Annotated in this window: 17 protein-coding genes; 10 read left to right on the forward strand and 7 right to left on the reverse strand. The window is 59.4% G+C overall.

The window, feature by feature from the left end; genetic code table 11:
* Nucleotides 1-78: 78 nt before the first annotated feature.
* From IB246_RS04400 to IB246_RS04415, 4 genes are all read left to right on the forward strand, one after another.
* Entirely contained in the window at nt 79-1737 is a 1659-nt protein-coding gene (locus IB246_RS04400) for an O-antigen ligase family protein (protein WP_008038218.1), read from the forward strand.
* A gap of 74 nt (nt 1738-1811) precedes the next feature.
* Nucleotides 1812-2894, forward strand: coding sequence for a bifunctional transcriptional activator/DNA repair enzyme AdaA (locus tag IB246_RS04405; RefSeq protein ID WP_032832426.1), 1083 nt, complete (start codon nt 1812-1814; stop codon nt 2892-2894).
* A 31-nt stretch (nt 2895-2925) separates the two neighbouring features.
* Nucleotides 2926-3738, forward strand: a complete 813-nt coding sequence (locus tag IB246_RS04410) for an isocitrate lyase/PEP mutase family protein (RefSeq protein ID WP_008038215.1) — start codon at nt 2926-2928, stop codon at nt 3736-3738.
* 5 nt (nt 3739-3743) lie between these two features.
* A complete protein-coding gene (locus tag IB246_RS04415) occupies nt 3744-4361 on the forward strand; it encodes a DNA-3-methyladenine glycosylase family protein (protein ID WP_008038213.1) in 618 nt (205 codons plus the stop codon).
* Between the two features lie 130 nt (nt 4362-4491).
* On the opposite strand, the gene IB246_RS04420 is transcribed toward IB246_RS04415, so the two are convergent.
* The 3 genes from IB246_RS04420 to IB246_RS04430 form a co-directional block, all read right to left on the reverse strand.
* On the reverse strand, nt 4492-5589 hold the full coding sequence (locus IB246_RS04420) for an extracellular solute-binding protein (RefSeq protein ID WP_008038211.1): 1098 nt from the start codon (nt 5587-5589) through the stop codon (nt 4492-4494).
* Nucleotides 5590-5591: 2 nt separating this feature from the next.
* Nucleotides 5592-6701 (reverse strand): agmatine deiminase, encoded by a 1110-nt coding sequence (gene aguA / locus IB246_RS04425; RefSeq protein WP_008038209.1) that lies wholly within the window; start codon nt 6699-6701, stop codon nt 5592-5594.
* Nucleotides 6702-6801: 100 nt separating this feature from the next.
* The gene (locus IB246_RS04430; RefSeq protein ID WP_008038204.1) at nt 6802-7686 is read right to left on the reverse strand and encodes a LysR substrate-binding domain-containing protein; all 885 of its coding nucleotides are present in this window, start codon (nt 7684-7686) and stop codon (nt 6802-6804) included.
* Between the two features lie 258 nt (nt 7687-7944).
* Between IB246_RS04430 and IB246_RS04435 the strand changes: the two genes are divergently transcribed.
* The 4 genes from IB246_RS04435 to IB246_RS04450 all read left to right on the forward strand — a co-directional run bounded on the left by IB246_RS04435 (nt 7945) and on the right by IB246_RS04450 (nt 12196).
* The gene (locus tag IB246_RS04435; RefSeq protein ID WP_008038201.1) at nt 7945-8346 is read left to right on the forward strand and encodes a PaaI family thioesterase; all 402 of its coding nucleotides are present in this window, start codon (nt 7945-7947) and stop codon (nt 8344-8346) included.
* Between the two features lie 57 nt (nt 8347-8403).
* The gene (locus tag IB246_RS04440) at nt 8404-8892 is read left to right on the forward strand and encodes a GFA family protein (protein WP_008038199.1); all 489 of its coding nucleotides are present in this window, start codon (nt 8404-8406) and stop codon (nt 8890-8892) included.
* A 106-nt stretch (nt 8893-8998) separates the two neighbouring features.
* Nucleotides 8999-11248 carry a TonB-dependent siderophore receptor gene (locus IB246_RS04445; RefSeq protein WP_008038198.1) on the forward strand — a complete coding sequence of 750 codons (2250 nt, stop codon included), beginning with the start codon at nt 8999-9001 and terminating at the stop codon, nt 11246-11248.
* A 159-nt stretch (nt 11249-11407) separates the two neighbouring features.
* A complete protein-coding gene (locus IB246_RS04450) occupies nt 11408-12196 on the forward strand; it encodes a MipA/OmpV family protein (RefSeq protein WP_008038197.1) in 789 nt (262 codons plus the stop codon).
* 114 nt (nt 12197-12310) lie between these two features.
* Here the strand turns inward: IB246_RS04450 and IB246_RS04455 are convergent, their stop codons facing one another.
* The 3 genes from IB246_RS04455 to IB246_RS04465 all read right to left on the reverse strand — a co-directional run bounded on the left by IB246_RS04455 (nt 12311) and on the right by IB246_RS04465 (nt 15150).
* Nucleotides 12311-13597, reverse strand: coding sequence for an ATP-binding protein (locus tag IB246_RS04455; RefSeq protein ID WP_008038196.1), 1287 nt, complete (start codon nt 13595-13597; stop codon nt 12311-12313).
* Nucleotides 13598-14305: a winged helix-turn-helix domain-containing protein gene (locus tag IB246_RS04460; protein ID WP_032828732.1), complete on the reverse strand. Its 708-nt coding sequence runs from the start codon at nt 14303-14305 to the stop codon at nt 13598-13600.
* A 236-nt stretch (nt 14306-14541) separates the two neighbouring features.
* Nucleotides 14542-15150, reverse strand: coding sequence for a tRNA-(ms[2]io[6]A)-hydroxylase (locus IB246_RS04465; RefSeq protein WP_008028695.1), 609 nt, complete (start codon nt 15148-15150; stop codon nt 14542-14544).
* A 161-nt stretch (nt 15151-15311) separates the two neighbouring features.
* On the opposite strand from IB246_RS04465, the gene IB246_RS04470 reads away from it, so the two are divergent.
* The gene (locus IB246_RS04470) at nt 15312-16175 is read left to right on the forward strand and encodes a universal stress protein (protein ID WP_008028696.1); all 864 of its coding nucleotides are present in this window, start codon (nt 15312-15314) and stop codon (nt 16173-16175) included.
* A 102-nt stretch (nt 16176-16277) separates the two neighbouring features.
* On the opposite strand, the gene IB246_RS04475 is transcribed toward IB246_RS04470, so the two are convergent.
* Nucleotides 16278-16748, reverse strand: coding sequence for a DUF1289 domain-containing protein (locus IB246_RS04475; RefSeq protein WP_008038194.1), 471 nt, complete (start codon nt 16746-16748; stop codon nt 16278-16280).
* Between the two features lie 408 nt (nt 16749-17156).
* Between IB246_RS04475 and acnB the strand changes: the two genes are divergently transcribed.
* The gene (gene acnB / locus IB246_RS04480; RefSeq protein ID WP_032832425.1) at nt 17157-19766 is read left to right on the forward strand and encodes a bifunctional aconitate hydratase 2/2-methylisocitrate dehydratase; all 2610 of its coding nucleotides are present in this window, start codon (nt 17157-17159) and stop codon (nt 19764-19766) included.
* Nucleotides 19767-19869 lie beyond the last annotated feature (103 nt).

Genomic DNA, 19869 nt, shown 5'->3' on the forward strand with positions numbered 1-19869 from the left:
ATCATGGACAGGGGCGACTTGGTCACATCCAACCGCTTCAAGCCATCCTAAAGACGCTCTCCTGAGGGAGAGTGACTCATGGTATTGAACACTATGATCCGCATTAAAAATAGCGCTGCAATCATTATTGCAGCGCTGACTGCTATTGGCCTGACACAAGAAAACGACACTATTCTTTTTATGGCTGCTACCGGCATGGCCTCCGTTATCATCATGGCGGGTTTTTCGCCATGGCTAGGAATGCTGACACTATTCCCGCTGGCACTTGCGTTACCTCCGGCCCCCGCTACAGTTGGCTTACAAGAATTTTCATTTGCCGTTCTTTTGGCTGTCATTACGACAGGCACTTTTATTGAGTGCCTGCACTCCCCCGCCGCTCGCCCTCACTTGAAACTTTGGGGACTTACAATACTGGTAGTCTCGACTGCAATAACGATAAATCTGACAGTTGCGCTTAACAACAACATCCCGCTCAGGGACTGGACCAGAGGAACTATTCCTTTTCTTTTCATGTTGAATTTTTTACCTGTCGCGGTATTGATAGGCAAGGACGGCAACCGGATTCGCTGGATTGGAATTTCAATCGCAACGTCAATATTCATGCTCGCGGGTTTTATTATTTTTTATTATTTTCACAGCGACTTATGGCGGCCTTATTGGCTTCTTTCGGTCGATGACCAGGCGCTCAGAATCCCGGAAACCGTTGCAAGTGAATACGCCGACGCCATTGGCCCCATGCGCGACAGAATAACCATGTCGATCGCACAGGCCACGGACGCCCTCCTGCCTGTCGGGCTCGTCATCGGTGTAACCCTGGCCTCGCTGGCGCAGCCAAAGGCCGCAGCGACGACAGGTTTGCTGATGGCCCTGTCCTGCATGATCGCAATACTTATCACGTTTACCAGAAGCATGTTACTGAGCTCGTTACTGGCGATGTTTATATTCCTGGTTTACCTCATCGTTTACCGCAAAGAGGTGCTGCCGAGATTTATTACAACCCTCACGGCGCTCGGCGCGGCGGGCTTGATATTCATTTACTCTACGGGCATTCAGGATATCTGGATTGGCCGGATGAGCCAATTGATCGCCCTGCCAACCTCAGAACTCAACACCACGCCTGTTGACACTATTGTCGAGCCCGATGCACTTATTTCGACAACAGCACTTTCCACCCCCGAACAAAACATATCGACAGAGACAACACCGAACGACACCAGCACATTTGAGGCACCGCCCGCACCCGACAACTATCGCTCCATTCAACCGGAAGTATTTTCAGACAATAAAATAACAAAAGACTTCAATATCTCTGCACGCATGGATGAATATAAAATCGCCTGGGAAATGTTTGTGCCTCACCCGATAATGGGCAATGGATTGGGAGTCAAACACGAAATGCGCTGGGAGACCTCTGACAACGTTTCGGAAGCCAAACAAGTGGCCTACGTGCATAACTGGCCATTTTATATGTTGATGGTCGGGGGATTAAGCGGCTTGTTAGTGTATTCGGCCTTACTTTTTGGCCCTGTCATTTTCAAACTGTCATCGATCAGATCAGAGCCCATTCACTGGACACTCATACGTATGGCTATCCTGACCATGGCGATATACGGAGCTTTCTTTGCAGTGTTCAGGCTCATCACGTTCAATCTTTTATTAGCGGTCATATGGGGAATCCTCGTTACCCAGGTTCTAATCGACCGTCAGAAGAACAAGTCCGAAATCGATAACACGTAGAGCCCGACTGCTCACTGGAATTCTCTGTCGATTTTCCGGTGGAGGTGCCGAGCGCCGCGTCTTATGCTCATGCCATGAACTTACAAGACACTTTGCTCCCTCCCCACGCCGAGATGGTCCGCGCCATGCTCGAACGCGACACCGCGTACGAGGGAGTGTTTTTTACCGCGGTCAAAACCACCGGGATCTTTTGCCGCCCCAGCTGCACGGCGCGCAAGCCGAAACCGGAGAACGTCGAATTCTTCGCCCATGCGGATGAGTGCCTGTCCGCCGGTTATCGAGCCTGCCTGCGATGCAAACCGCTGGACGCTGCCGCCATTGCCCCGGACTGGGTGCAAAGGCTGCTCAAGTCGGTGGACGCCGACCCCGAACGGCGCTGGACCGATGTGCAACTGCTGGCCGAGGGCATTGAGCCGCTGAAACTGCGCCGCTGGTTCAAACAGCATTTCGGCATGACCTTTCATGCATGGTTGCGTACCCGGCGCCTCGGCATGGCACTGGGCGGGATCAGACAAGGCGATTCCATTGACAGCGCGGCGTTCGATTCGGGATACGAATCGCTGAGTGGATTTCGCGATGCGTTTCAAAAATCCTTTCACATCACGCCCGGCCGCGCGGCCCACAGCGAGCCACTGTTGTTCGCACGCCTGACCACCCCGCTGGGGCCGATGATCGCCATGGCCGAACGGCGTGGGCTGGTGCTGCTGGAGTTTCTGGATCGGCCGGCGCTGACCCGCGAAGTCGAGGCCTTGCAGAACCGTTACGGCTACGCGGTGGCGCCCGGTCACAACGCTCACTTGCAGCAAATCGAAGACGAGCTGGCGCACTATTTCGCCGGCAAACTGACCGAATTCAAGGTGCCCCTGCACCTGCCCGGTAGCGAGTTCTCCCGGCAAGTCTGGGCCGAACTGGCGAAAATCCCATACGGCCAGACCAGCACCTACGGCACCATCGCCGCGCGGCTGGGCAAGCCCGGCGCCAGTCGCGCCGTGGGCCTGGCCAACGGGCACAACCGCCTTTCGATTGTCTTGCCCTGCCACCGGGTGATCGGTGCAGATGGCTCGCTGACGGGCTATGGTGGAGGACAACCGCGCAAGGCGTTTCTGCTCAGGCTGGAAAAAGCGGCGGTGCAGATCACCCATCAACTCGCGTTCTGATCACTCGGTGTTTTCATAAGGAAGGAAATCGATGGATACGCTCGACCACTCATTCCACAGGCTGCATCAGGACGGCCTGCTGATTCTCACCAACGTTGCCGATGCCGCCGGGGCCCGCATCGTTGAACAACTGGGCTGCAAAGCCGTAGCCACCAGCAGCGCCGCCGTCGCCTGGGCGCACGGTTACGCAGACGGCAACACCCTGCCGCTCGAACGCCTGGTATCGAGCGTCGAGGCCATTGCCCGCGTGATTTCGCTGCCGTTGACCGTGGACATCGAAGCCGGCTATTCCGATGACGTGGCACGGGTCGCCGAAGTGGTTGAGGCGGTGCTCGCCGCTGGCGCTGTCGGAATCAACATCGAGGACGGTGCTTCGCCGCCCGAGCTGCTGGCGCACAAGATTTCCATCGCCCGCCAGGTTGCGGAGCGTCGTCAGGTGAAATTGTTCATCAACGCCCGCACCGACGTGTACCTCAAAGCCTTGGTGCCGGCCGAAGACCGCGTCGCGGAAACACTCAAACGCGCCGCGCTGTATCAAGCGGCCGGGGCGGACGGGCTGTTCGCGGCAGGCGTTTCGGCAGAGTACGAGATTGCCGCGCTGTGCCGTGGCACCACGCTGCCGGTGAACGTACTCGCGTTGCCGGGGTTACCCGCCCCAGAGACGTTGAAAGCGCTGGGTGTGCGGCGTTTGAGCGCGGGGTCCGCTATCGCCGAGTTTCTGTACGGCGCCATGGCCGGCCTGGCCAAGGGGTTTCTGGAGACCGGCAAACTCGACAGCAGCCAGCTCAAGGCCTACACGTACGGGGAAGTGAACGCCCTGCTGAAATCCGTCGGAAACACTTGATCCTCATGCCCGATCCCTATCAGCCCGCGACCCGTTTTCTGGCGTCCATTGACGACGATTGGGCGCGCCATATCGCGACCATCGGCCCTTGTCTGCATCAGCCTCATGCGGCTCGCGACCCGTATGAGTCGCTGGTGCGGGCAATTGCCTATCAGCAACTGCACGCCAGGGCCGGTGATGCGATTGTCGGGCGGCTGCTGGCGTTGTTTCCTTCGGCCTCGTTTCCGCGGCCCGAACAGATTCTGGGGAGCGGGTTTGATCAACTGCGCAGTTGCGGCTTTTCCGCCGGCAAAATCGCGACCATTCAGGGCATCGCTCAAGCAGCGCTGGACGGCGTGGTGCCGGACTATGCAACGGCGCTGGCCATGGACGATGAGGCGTTGATCGAGCAGTTGATTACCCTGCGCGGCGTTGGGCGCTGGACCGTGGAGATGCTGCTGATCTACAGCCTGGAGCGCCCGGACATCCTGCCGGCGGATGACTTTGGGGTACGTGAGGGCTATCGGCGGTTGAAGGGCCTGGAGGTGCAGCCGACGCGCAAACAGATGGTCGAGATCGGCCTGGAGTGGAGCCCTTATCGAACGGTAGCGTCCTGGTATTTGTGGCGGGTGCCAGCCAAATAGTCCGCATTATCGTTCTTTGCCGCCAAGCCGGCCTCGCTCCTACAGGGATTTTGTGAACGCTGGAGATCCCCTGTGGGAGCGAGCCTGCTCGCGATGGCGCCAGCCCATTCAACACATCACTCAAAGCCAGTCACAACCCGGATTTCAACCGACTGAACGCCCGAATCAACGCCCGGTTGAACGCCTTGCCATTGTCATTCTTGCTATACAACGAAGCCCTTACCTGCGCCGACGGATACGTCCCCGGATCATTACGAATCGCCGGGGCGATCAAGTCATCCGCCGCCGTGATCGCATTGGCGTAGTGAATGGTGTCGGTGATTGGCGCAATCACTTGCGGCGTCATCAGGTAATCCATCAACGCCAGCCCGGCCTCGGGATGCGGCGCATCCTTGGGAATGACCATGGCGTCGAACCAGATCAACGTGCCCTCCTTCGGTATCCGGTAGGTCAACGTGAACGGTTTTTTCGCGGCTTCTGCCTGACCCGCCGCAATGGCCACGTTGCCATTCCACGACATCGCCACGCAGGTGTTGCCATTGGCCAGGTCGCTGATGTTCAGGTCATTGTCGAAGTAACGGATGTACGGCCGGATCTTCGCCAGTTGCTGCTCGGCCAGCTTCAGGTCATCGAGGTTCTGGCGGTTGATGTCCAGCCCCATGTACTTCATCACCGCGGCGAACACCTCGTTGGGATCGTTGAGCAAACTCACGCCGCAATCGGCAAATTTCGAGACCACCGCCGGATCGAACAGCATCGCCCAACTGTCCGTTGGCGCCTCCGGCAGGCGCTTTTTGACGGCCTCTTCCTGATAACCCACACCGGTCGTGCCCCAGGCATAAATCCCGGCGTAACGATTGCCCGGATCGAACACCGCCATGTGCTGGCGGAACTCTTCACCGACGCCGGCAAAGTGCGGCAACCGTTGCAGGTTCAAGGTTTGAATGGCACCGCTCTGGATCGCCCTGGACAAATGCTGCCCCGCCGTCAGCACCAGGTCATAACCACTGCGACCGGTGAGCAGTTTGGTCTCGACGGTTTCCAGGGAATCGAAATGATCGGCGATCACATGGATGCCGGTCTTTTTCTCGAAATTGGTCAGGGTATCCGGGGCCAGGTATTCGCCCCAGATGTACAGGTTCACCACCGGTCTGGCGCTGTCGGCGGCCTGCACACACAAGGGTGCAAGCACCAGCAATAACGCTTGAGTCAGTTTGTGCAGGCCCATGATCACACTCCTTTACCAGCGTATTGAGGCATGGTGATGCACGCGACGTTACCGCCGCCGAGCAGGATTTCCCGGGAGTTTTCGATGCCGACGATCTTGTGCTGCGGGAACAGCTCAGCCAGTGTCGCCAGTGCCACCTGATCGTTACGATCACCAAACAACGGCACCACGATCGAGGTGTTGCCGGCGTAGTAGTTGATATACGACGCGCAGATTTTGGTGCCGGCCTGACGGGTGTGGGTGCTGTCTTGCTGGTCCAGACCTTCGGCTTCTTCTGCAGTCCATTCCAGCACGTCGGGTTGTGGCAGTTTGTGTACGATCAACTCGCGGCCACGGCTGTCACGGGTGCTGCGCAGGACGTCGTAGGCTTCCTGATAGATTTCCCATTGCGGGTCATCGCGGTTGTCGGTCCATTGCAGCACCACTTCACCGGGACGCACGAAGCACGCGAGGTCGTCGACGTGACCGTCGGTTTCGTCGAACTTGCAACCGCGCGGCAGCCAGATGACTTGCTCGGCACCGAGGTAGTCCGTCAGCCGCCGGGTGACTTCTTCCTTGCCCAGGTGCTGGTTGCGATTGCGGTTGAGCAGGCATTGTTCGGTGGTGAGGATGCTGCCCTGGCCGTCACTCTGGATGCCGCCGAGTTCGGCGATCAGCGGTGCGCGGTAACGGTCGAAACGTTCGATTTCGAGGATCTTGCTGGCGATCTGGTCGTCCTTGTCCCACGGGTAATACAAGCCGCCATCGAGGCCGCCGTACGCGTTGAATTCGAAGTCGACGCCGCGTACTTCGCCGCTGGCGTCATTCACCACAAAGCACGGACCGCTGTCCCGGAACCAGGTGTCGTTGCAGGTCATTTCAACCACGCGCACTTGCGGTGGCAACTGACGGCGCGCCGTGGCGAATTGCGCGGCGGAGGCACACACGGTGACCGGTTCACTTTGAGAGATGGCGGTGACGATCTGCACCCAGACTTTCTGCGCCGGCTTGGCCCCGTTGCGCCAGACATCGGTGCGCTCCGGCCAGCCGAGCCAGCAACCGGCCTTGGTTTCGAATTCGCCGGGCAGGCGGAAGCCGTCTTGTTTTGGGGTGGTGTCGAGCGAACGTGCCATGGTCAAACCTCGTTGACGGGGATTGGAATGACCACAGGCTAAGGTCGTCGGCGCCCTCCTCACCAACGATGATTATTTCGGAATAGTTGAATTCAACTCATCAATCGATCAGCTGATCGTTGAACCATTCGAGCATCTGCGCCACAGCCGGACGCTCCAGGCGCACTCGTTCACACACCAGCGCGTATTGGCCCAGCGCAGTCATGCTTGAGGTAAACGGCCGGACCAGTCGACCGCTGAGCAAGTCTTCCTGCGCCGTGAGGTTATCGCCCATGGCCACGCCCTGTCCTTGGGCCGCGGCTTCCAGCGCCAGGCCGGCATGGGCGAAATACAACTGTCGTTCGGGGCGTAGATCGCCGGCATGACTGGTGAGCCACGCGGTCCAGGTCTTGCCGTCCTGATCGTCGTGCAGCAGGCAGTGGCGCGCCAGGTCCTTCGGGGTTTTCAGGGCGCCCTGGTTGAACAGGCCGGGGCTGCACACCGGGAAAAACTGCAATGCCGGCAATGGCCGAACGAAGTACGCGCTGCTGTCCACCGGGCCGGTGCCGTAGGTGATGGCCAGATCGATGTCTTCCCCCGGCGCGGTGGCGTCGATTGGCTGTTCGTAGAGGTGCAAGGTGATGTGCGGATAGCGCGCATAGAAATCCGTGAGGCGACGCATCAACCACTTTTGCGCCAGCTCGGCCGTCACCGCCAGGCGCAACACCGCCAGCGACGACGGATCGCGCAGTTCATCGCAGGCTTCACCAATCAGTTCGAAGGCTTGCTGCAGGCTTTGCATCAGGCGCCCGGCGGCCATGGTCGGACGGATTTGCCGGCCTTCGCGGATGAACAGCGACACGCCCAGTTGCTCTTCGAGCTGGCGGATCTGATGGCTGACGGCGCTGTCGGTGACGCACAGCTCTGCGGCGGCCCGGCCGAAGTGGGCGTGGCGGGCGGCGCATTCGAAGGTTTTGAGGGCTGCAAGGGAAGGTAGTCGTCGCATGAGTCGGTTCCCGATTCGAGGTGCTCATGCTGACTTGGCGGGCGGTGGGCGTCCAGTGGGACCGCGTTATCGTTCATCGCTAGCAGGCTAGCTCCCACAGTGGTCTCATGAACACTGGAGATCCAATGTGGGAGCTAGCCTGCTAGCGATAAGGCCTGAATATTCACCACCAAGCCACCCGCCCATCACCCTTCTTTATCCACCATGACATCCCCCAGAACCCGGCGCATGTTGATGCCTCAACCGGAGGGATTCGCCATGCTTGATGCACTCAAAAAGATCAACTCAACGTCCGCCTTCAACCGCTGGGCCGGTTTCGAGGTCACTCGCACCGAGCCGGGCGAGGTGGAACTGACCATGGCTTTTCGCGAGGCGGATATGGCGCAATACGCAGGTTTTCTGCATGCCGGCCTGATTGGCGCGCTGCTCGATACCGCCTGTGGGTTTGCGGCCGGAACGGTCGCTGGCAATGTCCTGGCATCGCATTTTTCGGTGAATTGCCTTGCACCCGCCGTCGGTGAAGTGTTCATTGCGCGCGGCCAGGTGGTGAAGTCTGGCAAGAAGCAGGTGTTTGCCCGTGCCGAGCTGTTCGCACAAACAGGGGATCAGTTGAAGCTGGTGGCAACCGGCGATGCGATCCTGGTGCCGATCCAGCAATGAACCACCGGTTTTCGGGGCGGTCAGGGAAGTAACAGCCAATCATTTGGAGGTTCTGCCATGCGACTCGAAGGCTCCTGCCACTGCGGTGCCGTGTCGTTCAGTCTGACCAGCGCCCACCCCTACCCCTACCAACGTTGCTATTGCTCGATCTGCCGCAAGACCCAGGGCGGTGGCGGTTACTCGGTCAACATCGCGGGCGATGCCGCCAGCCTCAAGGTGCGCGGTCGCAAATCCATCGCGATCTATCACGCACGACTCAAGGACGAAGATGCCAAACGCGCACACCGCAGCACGGCAGAGCGGCACTTCTGCTCGGTGTGTGGCTCGGGCTTGTGGCTGTTCAGCCCTGAATGGCCGGAACTGATTCACCCGTTCGCCTCGGCCATTGATACGGCGTTGCCGGTGCCACCCGAGTACACGCACGTGATGCTCAATTCGAAAGCGCCGTGGGTGGAGGTTGCGGTGCATGCCGGTGATCGGCAGTGCGAGATCTGGCCCGAGGAGTCCATCGCACAGTGGCACGAGCGACTGGGTCTGGCTCGCTAATCAAAACCTGGATTTTTTTCACACGGCAGTTCCCCTTTGCGTTTTTCGTTCGGTTAACCCTCAGAAGCCTTTCACTTACCGATCGATTCGATACAAAGGGATCTCCATGTCGCACCCAATTGCTGCGCGTTTTCGTTTTGCCCTGTGCCCCTTGGCACTGGCCCTTCCGGCCGCTCTGCTGAGCCTTGCCTCCACCGCCCATGCCGCCGAAACGGCCACCGGCAAAACGGCAGCCAAGGACGATGGCGTGCTGCAACTGGGTGCGACGAACATCAATGGTGTCGCCTTGGGCGCGACCACCGAGGACACCCATTCCTACACCACCGGCTCAACGTCTTCGGCCACCGGCCTGCCCTTGTCGCTGCGTGAAACACCGCAATCGGTCACGGTGATTACCCGCCAGCAAATGGACGATCGTGGTGTGCAAAGCATCAGCGATGCGTTGCGTAACACCCCCGGTGTTTCGACGCAGAAATACGACAGCGACCGTACCGAGTTTTCCGCCCGCGGCTTTGCCATCACCAACTTCCAGTACGACGGGGTCAACCAGCCGTACGACGGTGTTTATGGGGAAAACCCGAACAACAGCGACGACTCCGCCAGCCTCGACCGCATCGAGGTCGTCAAGGGCGCGACCGGCCTGATAACCGGCGCTGGCGACCCGTCCGCCACCGTCAACCTGATCCGCAAGAAGCCGACCAAAGAGTTCAAGGCCTCGATCAGCGGCACCGTCGGTTCCTGGGACAATTACCGCACCTCCGGCGATATTTCCGGTTCGCTGACTGACTCGGGCAACGTGCGCGGGCGCTTTGTCGGCGTGTACCAGGACAAGGATTCCTACATCGACCACTACAGCCAAAAGAAAGACCTGTACTACGGCATCCTCGAAGCCGACCTGACCGACGATACCCTGCTGACGTTCGGCATCGACAAGTCCAGCGCCACGCCTCGCGGCAGTTCCTGGACCGGCAACCCGACGTATTTCTCCGACGGCGGCCGTACCGACTTCTCCCGCAGCTTCAACCCGGCGGCCGACTGGAGCCGCCGCGATTTCGACGAAACCACCTACTTTGCCTCGCTGGAACAAGCGCTGGCCAACGACTGGAAATTCAAGGCCAGCCTCAGCGAGAAAACCACCGAACACGACACCCAACTGGCCTCGGCCAGCGGCGGCAACCCGAACCGCGAGACCGGCGACGGCATGTTCCTCTTCTGGGGTCGCTGGGAAGGTCATCGCGTGCAGGACACCGCCGACGTGAACGTCTCCGGCCCCTTCTCACTGGGCGGTCGCGAGCATGACCTGGTGGCCGGCGTCATGGCGTCCCACTCCCGCCAGACCGGTTCCACCTACGACACCAGCGCCTTCGAAATGGTCCCGGGGAGCATCTACGACTGGGACGGCCATCTGCCGAAACAGGAGTTCCCGGCCAACGGCAAATACGAACGCACCCAGAGCCAGAACGGTGTGTACCTCGCCACTCGCCTGCGCCCGACCGATGACCTGTCGGTCATCCTCGGCAGCCGCCTGAGCACCTTCAAGTACAACGAAGATTACCGCTACAACGTGGATTCACCGCTGGACGCCAGCCACGCGAGCTACAAGGAACACGGCGTCGTCACGCCTTACGCCGGCGTGGTCTATGACCTGAACGACGTGTACTCGGCATACGCCAGCTACACCTCGATCTATCAGCCACAGACCAACAAGGATGCCAGTGGCATGACCCTGGCACCGGTTGAAGGCGTCAGCTACGAAACCGGTCTGAAAGCCGCTTACCTCGATGGCCGGCTGAATGCCAGCCTGGCGTTGTTCCGCATCGAGCAGGACGGCGTCGCCGAGCAAACCGGCACCAACGCAATCACCAACGAAGGCATCTACAAAGCCGTCGACGGCACCACCACAAAAGGTGTGGAACTGGAACTGGCCGGCGAACTGACCGATGGCTGGAACCTGATGGCCGGTTACACCTACGCACGCACCCGTGATAAAGACGAGCAGCGCATCTTCGGTTACCCGTTGTCCACCAGCAAACCCGAGCACGTTGTGCGCACGTTCACCACCTATCGCCTGCCTGGCGCCCTGGACAAAGTGACCGTTGGCGGCGGCATCAGCTGGCAGAGCGCTTTCTACGGCAAAATCTACAGCGCTCCCGCTGGCGACTACACCCGGATCAAACAGGGCGGCTACACCCTCGTGGACCTGATGACCCGTTACCAGTACAACGAGCACCTGAGCTTCACCGCCAACGCCAACAACATCTTCGACAAGAAGTACCTGACCGGCCTGGGCAACTTCGACACCACGTTCTACGGCGAGCCGCGCAACCTGATGCTGAGCACCAAGTGGGACTTCTAAGCTGAACCCGTGGCGAGGGATTTACGCCCTCACCACAGGCGACTCACTGCTCGCCAACCCCCGTTCACAGTCTTTGACAGTTTTGCGACAAAGCTGCCAAAGATTGCCGGGCGGCACCCGCCTAGCATGGGCGCATCCACTATCACCCAGGGTGCTCCCATGTTTCGTTCGCTGTATTTGCCGTTGACCTCTTTTTGCCTGCTTCTCCCCTCCACCTCCTTGTATGCCGAAGACTGGCACTACACCCTGCGCGCCGGCGCTGCCAGTGCGCCGCGTTACAGCGGCAGTGATGAACGCGTAGTCGCACCGTTGCTGGGCGGCGAAATCGTCAGCCCTTATGGTTTCTTTCTCGACACGCAAAAGGGTCTTGGCTGGGCGTTTGATGAAGAGGACTTCGGCCTCAGCGTCTACGTCGGCGCAAGTGATGTGCGCAAGGACCGTAAAAGCGGTTTCAAGGGCTCGGATGAGCTCAACGGTATGGGCTCGATCAAGTCGCGTCCCTTGCTGGGGCTGGACGGGACCTATCACATGGGGCCGATCATTCTCGGCGCCAGTTATGAACATGCGCTTGAAGAAGACGAGGACGAACACGACACCGGCTCAGCCTGGAACCGATTGAAACTGAGCATCAGCGCGCCGTTTTATGAAGGTGACTACGGCAAGGTCGTCGGCAGCCTGAACAGTCAGTTCGGCGACAGCAATTACATGCGCACCTGGTATGGCGTGAGCAGCGCTCAGGCATCGCGCAGCAAGTTCAAGGCGTATGACACCAAAGGTGGCCTGGTGAGTCGGGGGGCGGATTTGACCTGGTCGCTGCCGATCAACGATGAATGGAGTTTTACCACGGTGCTGGCGGTGCAGTACCTGGGTGGTAAAGCGGCGGACAGTCCGATTGTCGAGCGTCGCTTGCAGACTTCGGTGGCTGGGCAGGTCGTTTACAGCTTTTGATTTGAGGGTGTTGCTGAAGGCCCCTTCGCGGGCAAGCCTCGCTCCTACACGGTACGCGTACAAACTGTAGGAGCGAGGCTTGCCCGCGAAGGGGTCCGCAAGAGCAACACACATCTAATCCTGATGCACCCAAGTCATGCGAAACGACGCCCCGCCCCACGGCGAATCCGCCACTTGCACTTGCCCGCCATGAGACTGCGACACCCGCCGCACCAAGGCCAGGCCCAGGCCGAAGCCACCCGTGCGGCGATCCCGACTGGCGTCCAGGCGCGAGAACGGTTCGAAGATTTTCTCCCGCCCGTCCACCGGCACGCCCGGCCCGTCGTCGTTGACCTGGACTTCGTAATGATCCCCGGTGCGCACCAACGACACTTCCACTCGCTCTTCTGCATAGCGAATGGCATTGCGCAGCAGGTTGATCACCGCGCGCGCCATGAAGCGCGGCTCGATGCGCACCTCATCGACCCGACACACGACAATCAGCAGTTGCACCCCGGCCGCCTCGGCTTCCAGCGCCACGCTGCCGACCACGCTGTCGAGCCAACTGTTGGCCTGAATATTCTCCCGGGTAATGACCGTAGCGCCGCGCTCAAGGCTGGCGTAGGTCAGCAGCTCCGAGACCATTTCTTCCAACTCGCCGAGGTCGGCGTACATGTCGGCAATCAGTTCGCGACGCTGGCTCGGATCGGATTGTTGCTTGAGCTGATCGAGTTCGAACGACAGCCGGGCAATCGGCGTGCGCAATTCATGGGATACCGCGTTGGTCAGCTCACGCTGATTGGCGATCAGGCCTTCGATGCGCGCAGCCATCAGGTTGAAATGCTCGGACAAGTCGCGAATGTTCGAGCGCTTGGACAGCTGGATTCGCGCCGACAGGTTGTTGTCGCCAAAGCGTTCGGCGGCGAGGCGCAGTTTCTCCAGATCTCGCCAGTGTGGGCGCACCCAGAATAACAACACGAAACCGATCATCACCGCGATCATCAAATAGGCCGCGGCAATGTAGAACGGCATCAGGCTCGGCTCGGCCGGCAGCTTGATGCTGAGCAACTGCGAACCGTCGTCAATGCGCGAGATGAACTGCGTGTACTTGTCACGCAGCACCAGCAGGCCTTGGGCCAACTCGGCTTTTTCCTGATCGGTCAGGGCCAGTTGATCCGTTTCGACCAGGCTCAAGCTCAAACCGTAGTGAGGGCGCACGGTTTCCAATTGGCGTTCCCGCGCCGGACCGTCCAGGCCGCGCAACTGCTCCACCAGCGACCAGGCCTGACCACGCACCGCCTCGCGGTTGTAGCTCTGCATTTGACCTGCGAGCAGCGCATCGAACGTGCGCTCGACAGTTTGCAACCCCAGTACCAGGCCAACCGTCATCATCACAAACAGACCGAGAAATAACCGCAGCATTTACAGCTCCCACGCGAACGGATTGAACAGGTAACCCTTGCCCCAGATGGTCTTGATGCACACCGGTTCACGCGGGTTGTCCTTGAGCTTGCCGCGCAACTTGCTGATGTAGACGTCGACGCTGCGGTTGAGGCCGTCGAAGGCGATCCCGCGCATGCGGTTGAGGATATCGTCGCGGGACAAAATCTTGCCCGCCGCGCTGGCCAGCAACCACAGCAATTCGAATTCCATGGTGGTCAGCTCGATGCCCTCACCCGCCAGGCGCACTTCGCGACAGCTGCGGTCGATGCTCAGATGGCCGAATTCCAGCGAGCTGCAGACTGTGCTGTCCGGCGTTTGCCGGCGTTGCAACGCACGCAGACGGGCCAGCAATACCGGCGGCTTGATCGGCTTGATCACATAGTCGTCGGCGCCGGATTCCAGGCCGAGGATGTGATCGAGGTCGTCTTCCTTGGCGGTGAGGATGACGATCGGCGTATCGGACACGCTGCGAATTTCGCGACACACGTGCAGGCCACTCTGGCCCGGCAGCATCAGGTCGAGTACAACGATTTTCGGTTTGAAGTCGAGGAACGCGGCCAACGCGAGGTCGCCGCGATGCACCTGTAACACTTCAAAGCCATGTTGGGACAGGAAGTGCGCGATCAGCCCGGCAAGCCTTTCGTCGTCTTCCACCAGCAGAACTTTGCCAAAACCCAGGTTATCCATAACGAACGCGTGCCAACTCTTGTGTGAAGTGGGCGGCATTATGGCGTCAATCAGCGTCGGGGCGGCGATTGCAGGCAGCAAAAACCGGCCTCTGGGGCCGGTTTTCAATGATCTTTCATACTCTTAAGAGTTTTTAACAATTGCGCTGCAAAAGATCGCAACTAACTGTAGGAGCACGGCTTGCCGGCGAAGGCGATCTCAAGGACGCCTTCGCCGGCAAGCCGTGCTCCTACGGGTTATGCGGCGGCTGGAACACCGCTGTGAAAGCGGAATTCCACGTCCGGCGATTCGATCAGTTCCTGCTCGGCAGCGCGGACCCGCTCGATCACCTGAGCGATGTCCTTGGCGTCACCATACTGGTAGGCCAGTTTCAGGTAACCCTGGAAGTGCCGCGCCTCGCTTTTCAGCAGACCGAAGTAGAACTTGCCCAGTTCCTCGTCCAGATGCGGCACCAACGCCTCGAACCGCTCGCAGCTGCGGGCTTCGATAAACGCACCGACTACCAGGGTATCGACCAGCTTGACCGGTTCATGGCTGCGCACTACTTTGCGCAAGCCAGAGGCGTACCGCCCGGCCGACAGCTGGCGCAGCTCGATCTTGCGCTTCTTCATCAGGCGCATGACTTGTTCGTGGTGCACCAGCTCTTCCCGGGCGAGCCGCGACATCAGGTTGATCAGATCGACGTGGGAGTGATACTTGGCGATCAGGCTCAATGCCGTGCTGGCCGCCTTGAATTCGCAGTTCTTGTGGTCGATCAGCAAGGTTTCCTGATCGGCCAGTGCGGCCTGGACCCAGCCGTCCGGGGTGCGACAACCGAGGAACTCGTGAATTTCGGGAAGGATCATGGGGCTCACGGACATAAAGGTTCAAAACGAAGGGCGCCGATTATACCGGCCCGCCGCCAGACCACCAGCCACGACCGTTGATATGTATCAAGTCCCGGATGCGCGACCAGCAACTATAGTTGTGCAACGCCATGCTTTTTTTCCCTCTGGAGATCCCGATCATGCAAGCCATTCGCAGCATTCTGGTGGTCATCGAACCCGAACACTCGGAAAGCCTGGCGCTCAAACGGGCCAAGCTGATTGCCGGGGTAACCCAGGCTCATCTGCATCTGCTGGTGTGCGACCGCAAGCATGACCATAGCGGCATGCTTGGCGTGCTCAAGGCAGCACTGCTCGCGGATGGCTACAGCGTGACCACCGAGCAGGCGTGGAACGAAAGCCTGCACGAAACCATCGTCGATGTGCAGCAAGCCGAAGGTTGCGGGCTGGTGATCAAGCAGCATTACCCCGACAGCTCATTGAAAAAAGCCCTGCTGACCCCGGCGGACTGGAAACTGCTGCGTTACTGTCCGACTCCGGTGCTGCTGGTGAAAACCTCGAAACCCTGGGCAGGCGGTGTGGTCCTGGCGGCGATTGATGTCGGCAATACCGATGACGAACACCGTCACCTGCACAACATCATCATCGATCACGGTTATGACATCGCCAGTCTGGCCAAGGCGCATCTGCATGTGGTCAGCGCTCATCCTTCACCGATGCTGTCGGCGGCGGACCCTACGTTGCAGCTCAGCGAAACCATCGAGGCGCGTTACCGCGAACAGTGCATAGCGTTTCAAGCCGAGTTCGACATTGACAATGAGCACCTGCATATCGCGGAAGGTCCGGCGGATGTGTTGATTCCGTACATGGCCCACACGTTGGGCGCATCGGTGACCGTGATTGGCACGGTGGCGCGGTCCGGGATATCCGGCGCGTTGATCGGCAATACGGCGGAGGTGGTGTTGGATGCGGTGGAGAGCGATGTGCTGGTGTTGAAGCCGCAGGAAATTGAGGATCATCTGGAAGAGATGGTGTCTCATCATTGAGATTTGCGGTGCCCATCAGGGCGCCTTCGCGGGCAAGCCTCGCTCCTACAGGGTTACGTGTTCACCTGTAGGAGCGAGGCTTGCCCGCGAAGCTTTTAAAGGTTAACCACCGAACGCTTCCTTGAGGAACCCGGGCGCGATGTAACGCTGGTAATGCGCCTCGGAGAGCAAAAAGAACTCCCGATCAATCGCATCCCGCAGCTCCGGCAGGTTCCAGTCGCGAAACTCCGGCATCAACACCATCCCGTAGGCTTCCAGATTGTTGATCACCCGCGCGCCTCGGGCGATCAACTGATAGGCCCAGCAATATTCCGACTGATGCGGCACGAAGCGAATCTTGCGCTGCTCCAGTTGCAGACGCAGGCGCTGGGGATCGAAAACCTCCAGTTTGCTGGCCATCACCTGGGACAACAGTTGCTCCAGCCGCAGCCATACCGCGCGTTTTTCCTCCTCGTTGTAACCGTTCCAGTTGATCACTTCATGGTGGAAACGCTTGCAGCCACGGCAGACCAAGTCACCGTAAACAGTGGAGCAAAGGCCGACGCAGGGGGTCTTGATGGTCTGATTGGGCATAGGTCAACAAAGCACGGGAAAGCAGAACAGGCGGGCATGTTAGCCCTTTGTCTAACATTCATCACCCCTCAAAGTTGAGAGCCCAACTTACCTTTAAATTTTTTTTGCCGTAGAATCAGCCAGCCTTTTAAGGCGCCAATGTCCGTTAGAAGCTGTTTTCAAAGCGTCACGAGCACAGTCGTTCCTTCAGAGCGGTGTTGGCGAAGGGTTTTTCCAGCGGGGAAAAGCCCAACGCCAACCCTCATCAGCTCCCCGTTCTGCAGGCGTAAAACTTTGAAAGCAGCTTCTGTAAGGAATTGTCGGTAATTCTGGCTAAGTGGCCCACAACGCCACGCAGCGCATGAGTACGGCAATTTCGGGATGAGCGTCCCGGACACCCATTTGGGACCACTGATGAGGGTAATAACTGTGCTTGAAGCCTACCGCAAACATATCGAAGAGCGTGCAGCACTGGGTATCGTTCCCCAGCCGCTTAACGCCGAACAAACTGCAGGCCTGGTTGAGCTGCTGAAGAATCCCCCGGCTGGCGAAGAAGCTTTCCTCGTTGACCTGATCACCAATCGCATTCCGCCTGGCGTGGACGAAGCGGCCTATGTAAAGGCAGGTTTCCTGTCTGCCCTGGCCAAAGGCGAAGCCACTTCCCCTCTGATCGACAAGAAACGCGCTGTAGAACTGCTCGGCACCATGCAGGGCGGCTACAACATCGTGACCCTGGTTGACCTGCTCGACAACGCCGAACTGGCTGCTGTCGCTGCCGCTCAGCTCAAGCACACCCTGCTGATGTTCGATGCGTTCCACGACGTCGCGGAAAAAGCCCGCAACGGCAACGAACACGCCAAAGGCGTGATCCAGTCCTGGGCTGACGGCGAGTGGTTCCGCAACCGCCCTGTCCTGGCCGACAAGATCAGCCTGCGCGTGTTCAAGGTCACCGGCGAAACCAACACCGACGACCTGTCCCCTGCTCCGGACGCCTGGTCCCGCCCGGACATCCCGCTGCACGCCCTCGCCATGCTGAAAATGGCCCGCGAAGGCATCGTGCCTGACGTCCAGGGTGTCACCGGCCCGATGAAGCAGATCGAAGAAATGCGCGGTCAAGGCTTCCCTATCGCCTACGTCGGTGACGTGGTCGGTACCGGTTCTTCGCGTAAATCCGCCACCAACTCGGTGCTGTGGTTCTTCGGCGACGACGTTCCTTACGTGCCGAACAAGCGTGCCGGCGGTTTCTGCTTCGGCAGCAAAATCGCTCCGATCTTCTACAACACCATGGAAGATGCCGGCGCACTGCCGATCGAATTCGACGTTACCAACATGAACATGGGCGACGTGATCGACCTGTACCCGCATGCTGGCAAAGTCTGCAAACACGGCACCGACGAAGTCCTGACCACCTTCGAAATGAAGACCCCGGTCCTGTTGGACGAAGTTCGTGCCGGCGGCCGTATTCCGCTGATCATCGGTCGCGGTCTGACCGACAAGGCTCGTGCTGAACTGGGCCTGGGCCCTACCGATCTGTTCAAACTGCCTGAAGCACCTGTCGACACCGGCAAGGGCTACACCCTGGCACAGAAAATGGTCGGCAAGGCGTGCGGTCTGCCAGAAGGCAAAGGCGTTCGTCCTGGCACCTACTGCGAACCGAAAATGACCACCGTCGGCTCTCAGGACACCACCGGTCCGATGACCCGTGACGAACTGAAAGACCTGGCGTGCCTGGGCTTCTCGACCGATCTGGTAATGCAGTCCTTCTGCCACACCGCGGCTTACCCTAAGCCGATCGACGTGACCACCCACCACACCCTGCCAGACTTCATCATGACCCGCGGCGGCGTTTCCCTGCGTCCGGGCGACGGCATCATCCACAGCTGGCTGAACCGCATGCTGCTGCCGGACACCGTCGGTACCGGTGGTGACTCGCACACCCGTTTCCCGATGGGCATTTCGTTCCCGGCCGGTTCCGGTCTGGTAGCGTTCGCCGCCGCCACTGGCGTTATGCCGCTGGACATGCCGGAATCGATCCTGGTGCGCTTCAAAGGCAAAATGCAACCGGGCGTCACCCTGCGCGACCTGGTTCACGCCATTCCTTACTTCGCGATTCAGGCTGGCCTGCTGACTGTCGAGAAGAAAGGCAAGAAGAACGCCTTCTCCGGCCGCATCCTGGAAATCGAAGGCCTGGACAACCTGAGCATCGAACAGGCTTTCGAGCTGTCCGACGCCTCGGCTGAACGTTCGGCTGCCGGTTGCACCATCAAGCTGTCGAAAGAGTCGATCACCGAGTACCTGAACTCCAACATCACCCTGCTGCGCTGGATGATCGGCGAAGGCTACGGCGATGCACGTACCCTGGAACGTCGCGCTCAAGCGATGGAAGCCTGGGTTGCCAACCCAGAGTTGATGGTTGCCGATGCTGACGCCGAATACGCTGAAGTCATCGAAATCGACCTGGCCGACATCAAAGAGCCTGTGCTCTGCGCGCCGAACGATCCGGACGACGCCCGTCTGCTGTCCAGCGTTGCTGGCGAGAAGATCGACGAAGTGTTCATCGGTTCGTGCATGACCAACATCGGTCACTTCCGCGCTGCCGGTAAACTGCTTGATCAGGTCAAGGGTCAGCTGCCAACCCGTCTGTGGCTGTCGCCGCCGACCAAGATGGACGCTCACCAACTGACCGAAGAAGGCTACTACGGCATCTACGGCAAGGCTGGCGCACGCATGGAAATGCCAGGCTGCTCGCTGTGCATGGGTAACCAGGCACGTGTAGAGCCGAACTCGACTGTTGTGTCGACTTCGACCCGTAACTTCCCGAACCGTCTGGGTGACGGCGCGAACGTCTACCTGGCTTCGGCCGAGCTGGCGTCCGTTGCGTCCATCCTGGGTCGCCTGCCGACCGTCGAGGAGTATATGGAATACGCTGGCAAGATCGACAGCATGGCGGCTGATGTTTACCGCTACCTGTCCTTCGACCAGATCGCCGAGTTCCGTGAAGTTGCTGCGAACGCCAATATCCCGGTCGTTCAAGCCTAACGTTACAACGCTGTAAAAAACGCCGCCCATCGTGAGATGAGCGGCGTTTTTTTATGCCCGAAAGGTTTGCACCAATCCCCTGTGGGAGCGAGCCTGCTCGCGA

The sequence above is a fragment of the Pseudomonas sp. PDM01 genome (assembly GCF_014852325.1).
GTDB lineage: Bacteria > Pseudomonadota > Gammaproteobacteria > Pseudomonadales > Pseudomonadaceae > Aquipseudomonas > Aquipseudomonas migulae.

Bases quoted from the DNA above. Each gene is read 5' to 3' on its own strand.
- IB246_RS04400 (WP_008038218.1), top strand. From the start codon at position 79: ATGGTATTGAACACTATGATCCGCATTAAAAATAGCGCTGCAATCATT.
- IB246_RS04405 (WP_032832426.1), top strand. From the start codon at position 1,812: ATGAACTTACAAGACACTTTGCTCCCTCCCCACGCCGAGATGGTCCGC.
- IB246_RS04410 (WP_008038215.1), top strand. From the start codon at position 2,926: ATGGATACGCTCGACCACTCATTCCACAGGCTGCATCAGGACGGCCTG.
- IB246_RS04415 (WP_008038213.1), top strand. From the start codon at position 3,744: ATGCCCGATCCCTATCAGCCCGCGACCCGTTTTCTGGCGTCCATTGAC.
- IB246_RS04420 (WP_008038211.1), bottom strand. From the start codon at position 5,589: ATGGGCCTGCACAAACTGACTCAAGCGTTATTGCTGGTGCTTGCACCC.
- aguA (WP_008038209.1), bottom strand. From the start codon at position 6,701: ATGGCACGTTCGCTCGACACCACCCCAAAACAAGACGGCTTCCGCCTG.
- IB246_RS04430 (WP_008038204.1), bottom strand. From the start codon at position 7,686: ATGCGACGACTACCTTCCCTTGCAGCCCTCAAAACCTTCGAATGCGCC.
- IB246_RS04435 (WP_008038201.1), top strand. From the start codon at position 7,945: ATGCTTGATGCACTCAAAAAGATCAACTCAACGTCCGCCTTCAACCGC.
- IB246_RS04440 (WP_008038199.1), top strand. From the start codon at position 8,404: ATGCGACTCGAAGGCTCCTGCCACTGCGGTGCCGTGTCGTTCAGTCTG.
- IB246_RS04445 (WP_008038198.1), top strand. From the start codon at position 8,999: ATGTCGCACCCAATTGCTGCGCGTTTTCGTTTTGCCCTGTGCCCCTTG.
- IB246_RS04450 (WP_008038197.1), top strand. From the start codon at position 11,408: ATGTTTCGTTCGCTGTATTTGCCGTTGACCTCTTTTTGCCTGCTTCTC.
- IB246_RS04455 (WP_008038196.1), bottom strand. From the start codon at position 13,597: ATGCTGCGGTTATTTCTCGGTCTGTTTGTGATGATGACGGTTGGCCTG.
- IB246_RS04460 (WP_032828732.1), bottom strand. From the start codon at position 14,305: ATGGATAACCTGGGTTTTGGCAAAGTTCTGCTGGTGGAAGACGACGAA.
- IB246_RS04465 (WP_008028695.1), bottom strand. From the start codon at position 15,150: ATGATCCTTCCCGAAATTCACGAGTTCCTCGGTTGTCGCACCCCGGAC.
- IB246_RS04470 (WP_008028696.1), top strand. From the start codon at position 15,312: ATGCAAGCCATTCGCAGCATTCTGGTGGTCATCGAACCCGAACACTCG.
- IB246_RS04475 (WP_008038194.1), bottom strand. From the start codon at position 16,748: ATGCCCAATCAGACCATCAAGACCCCCTGCGTCGGCCTTTGCTCCACT.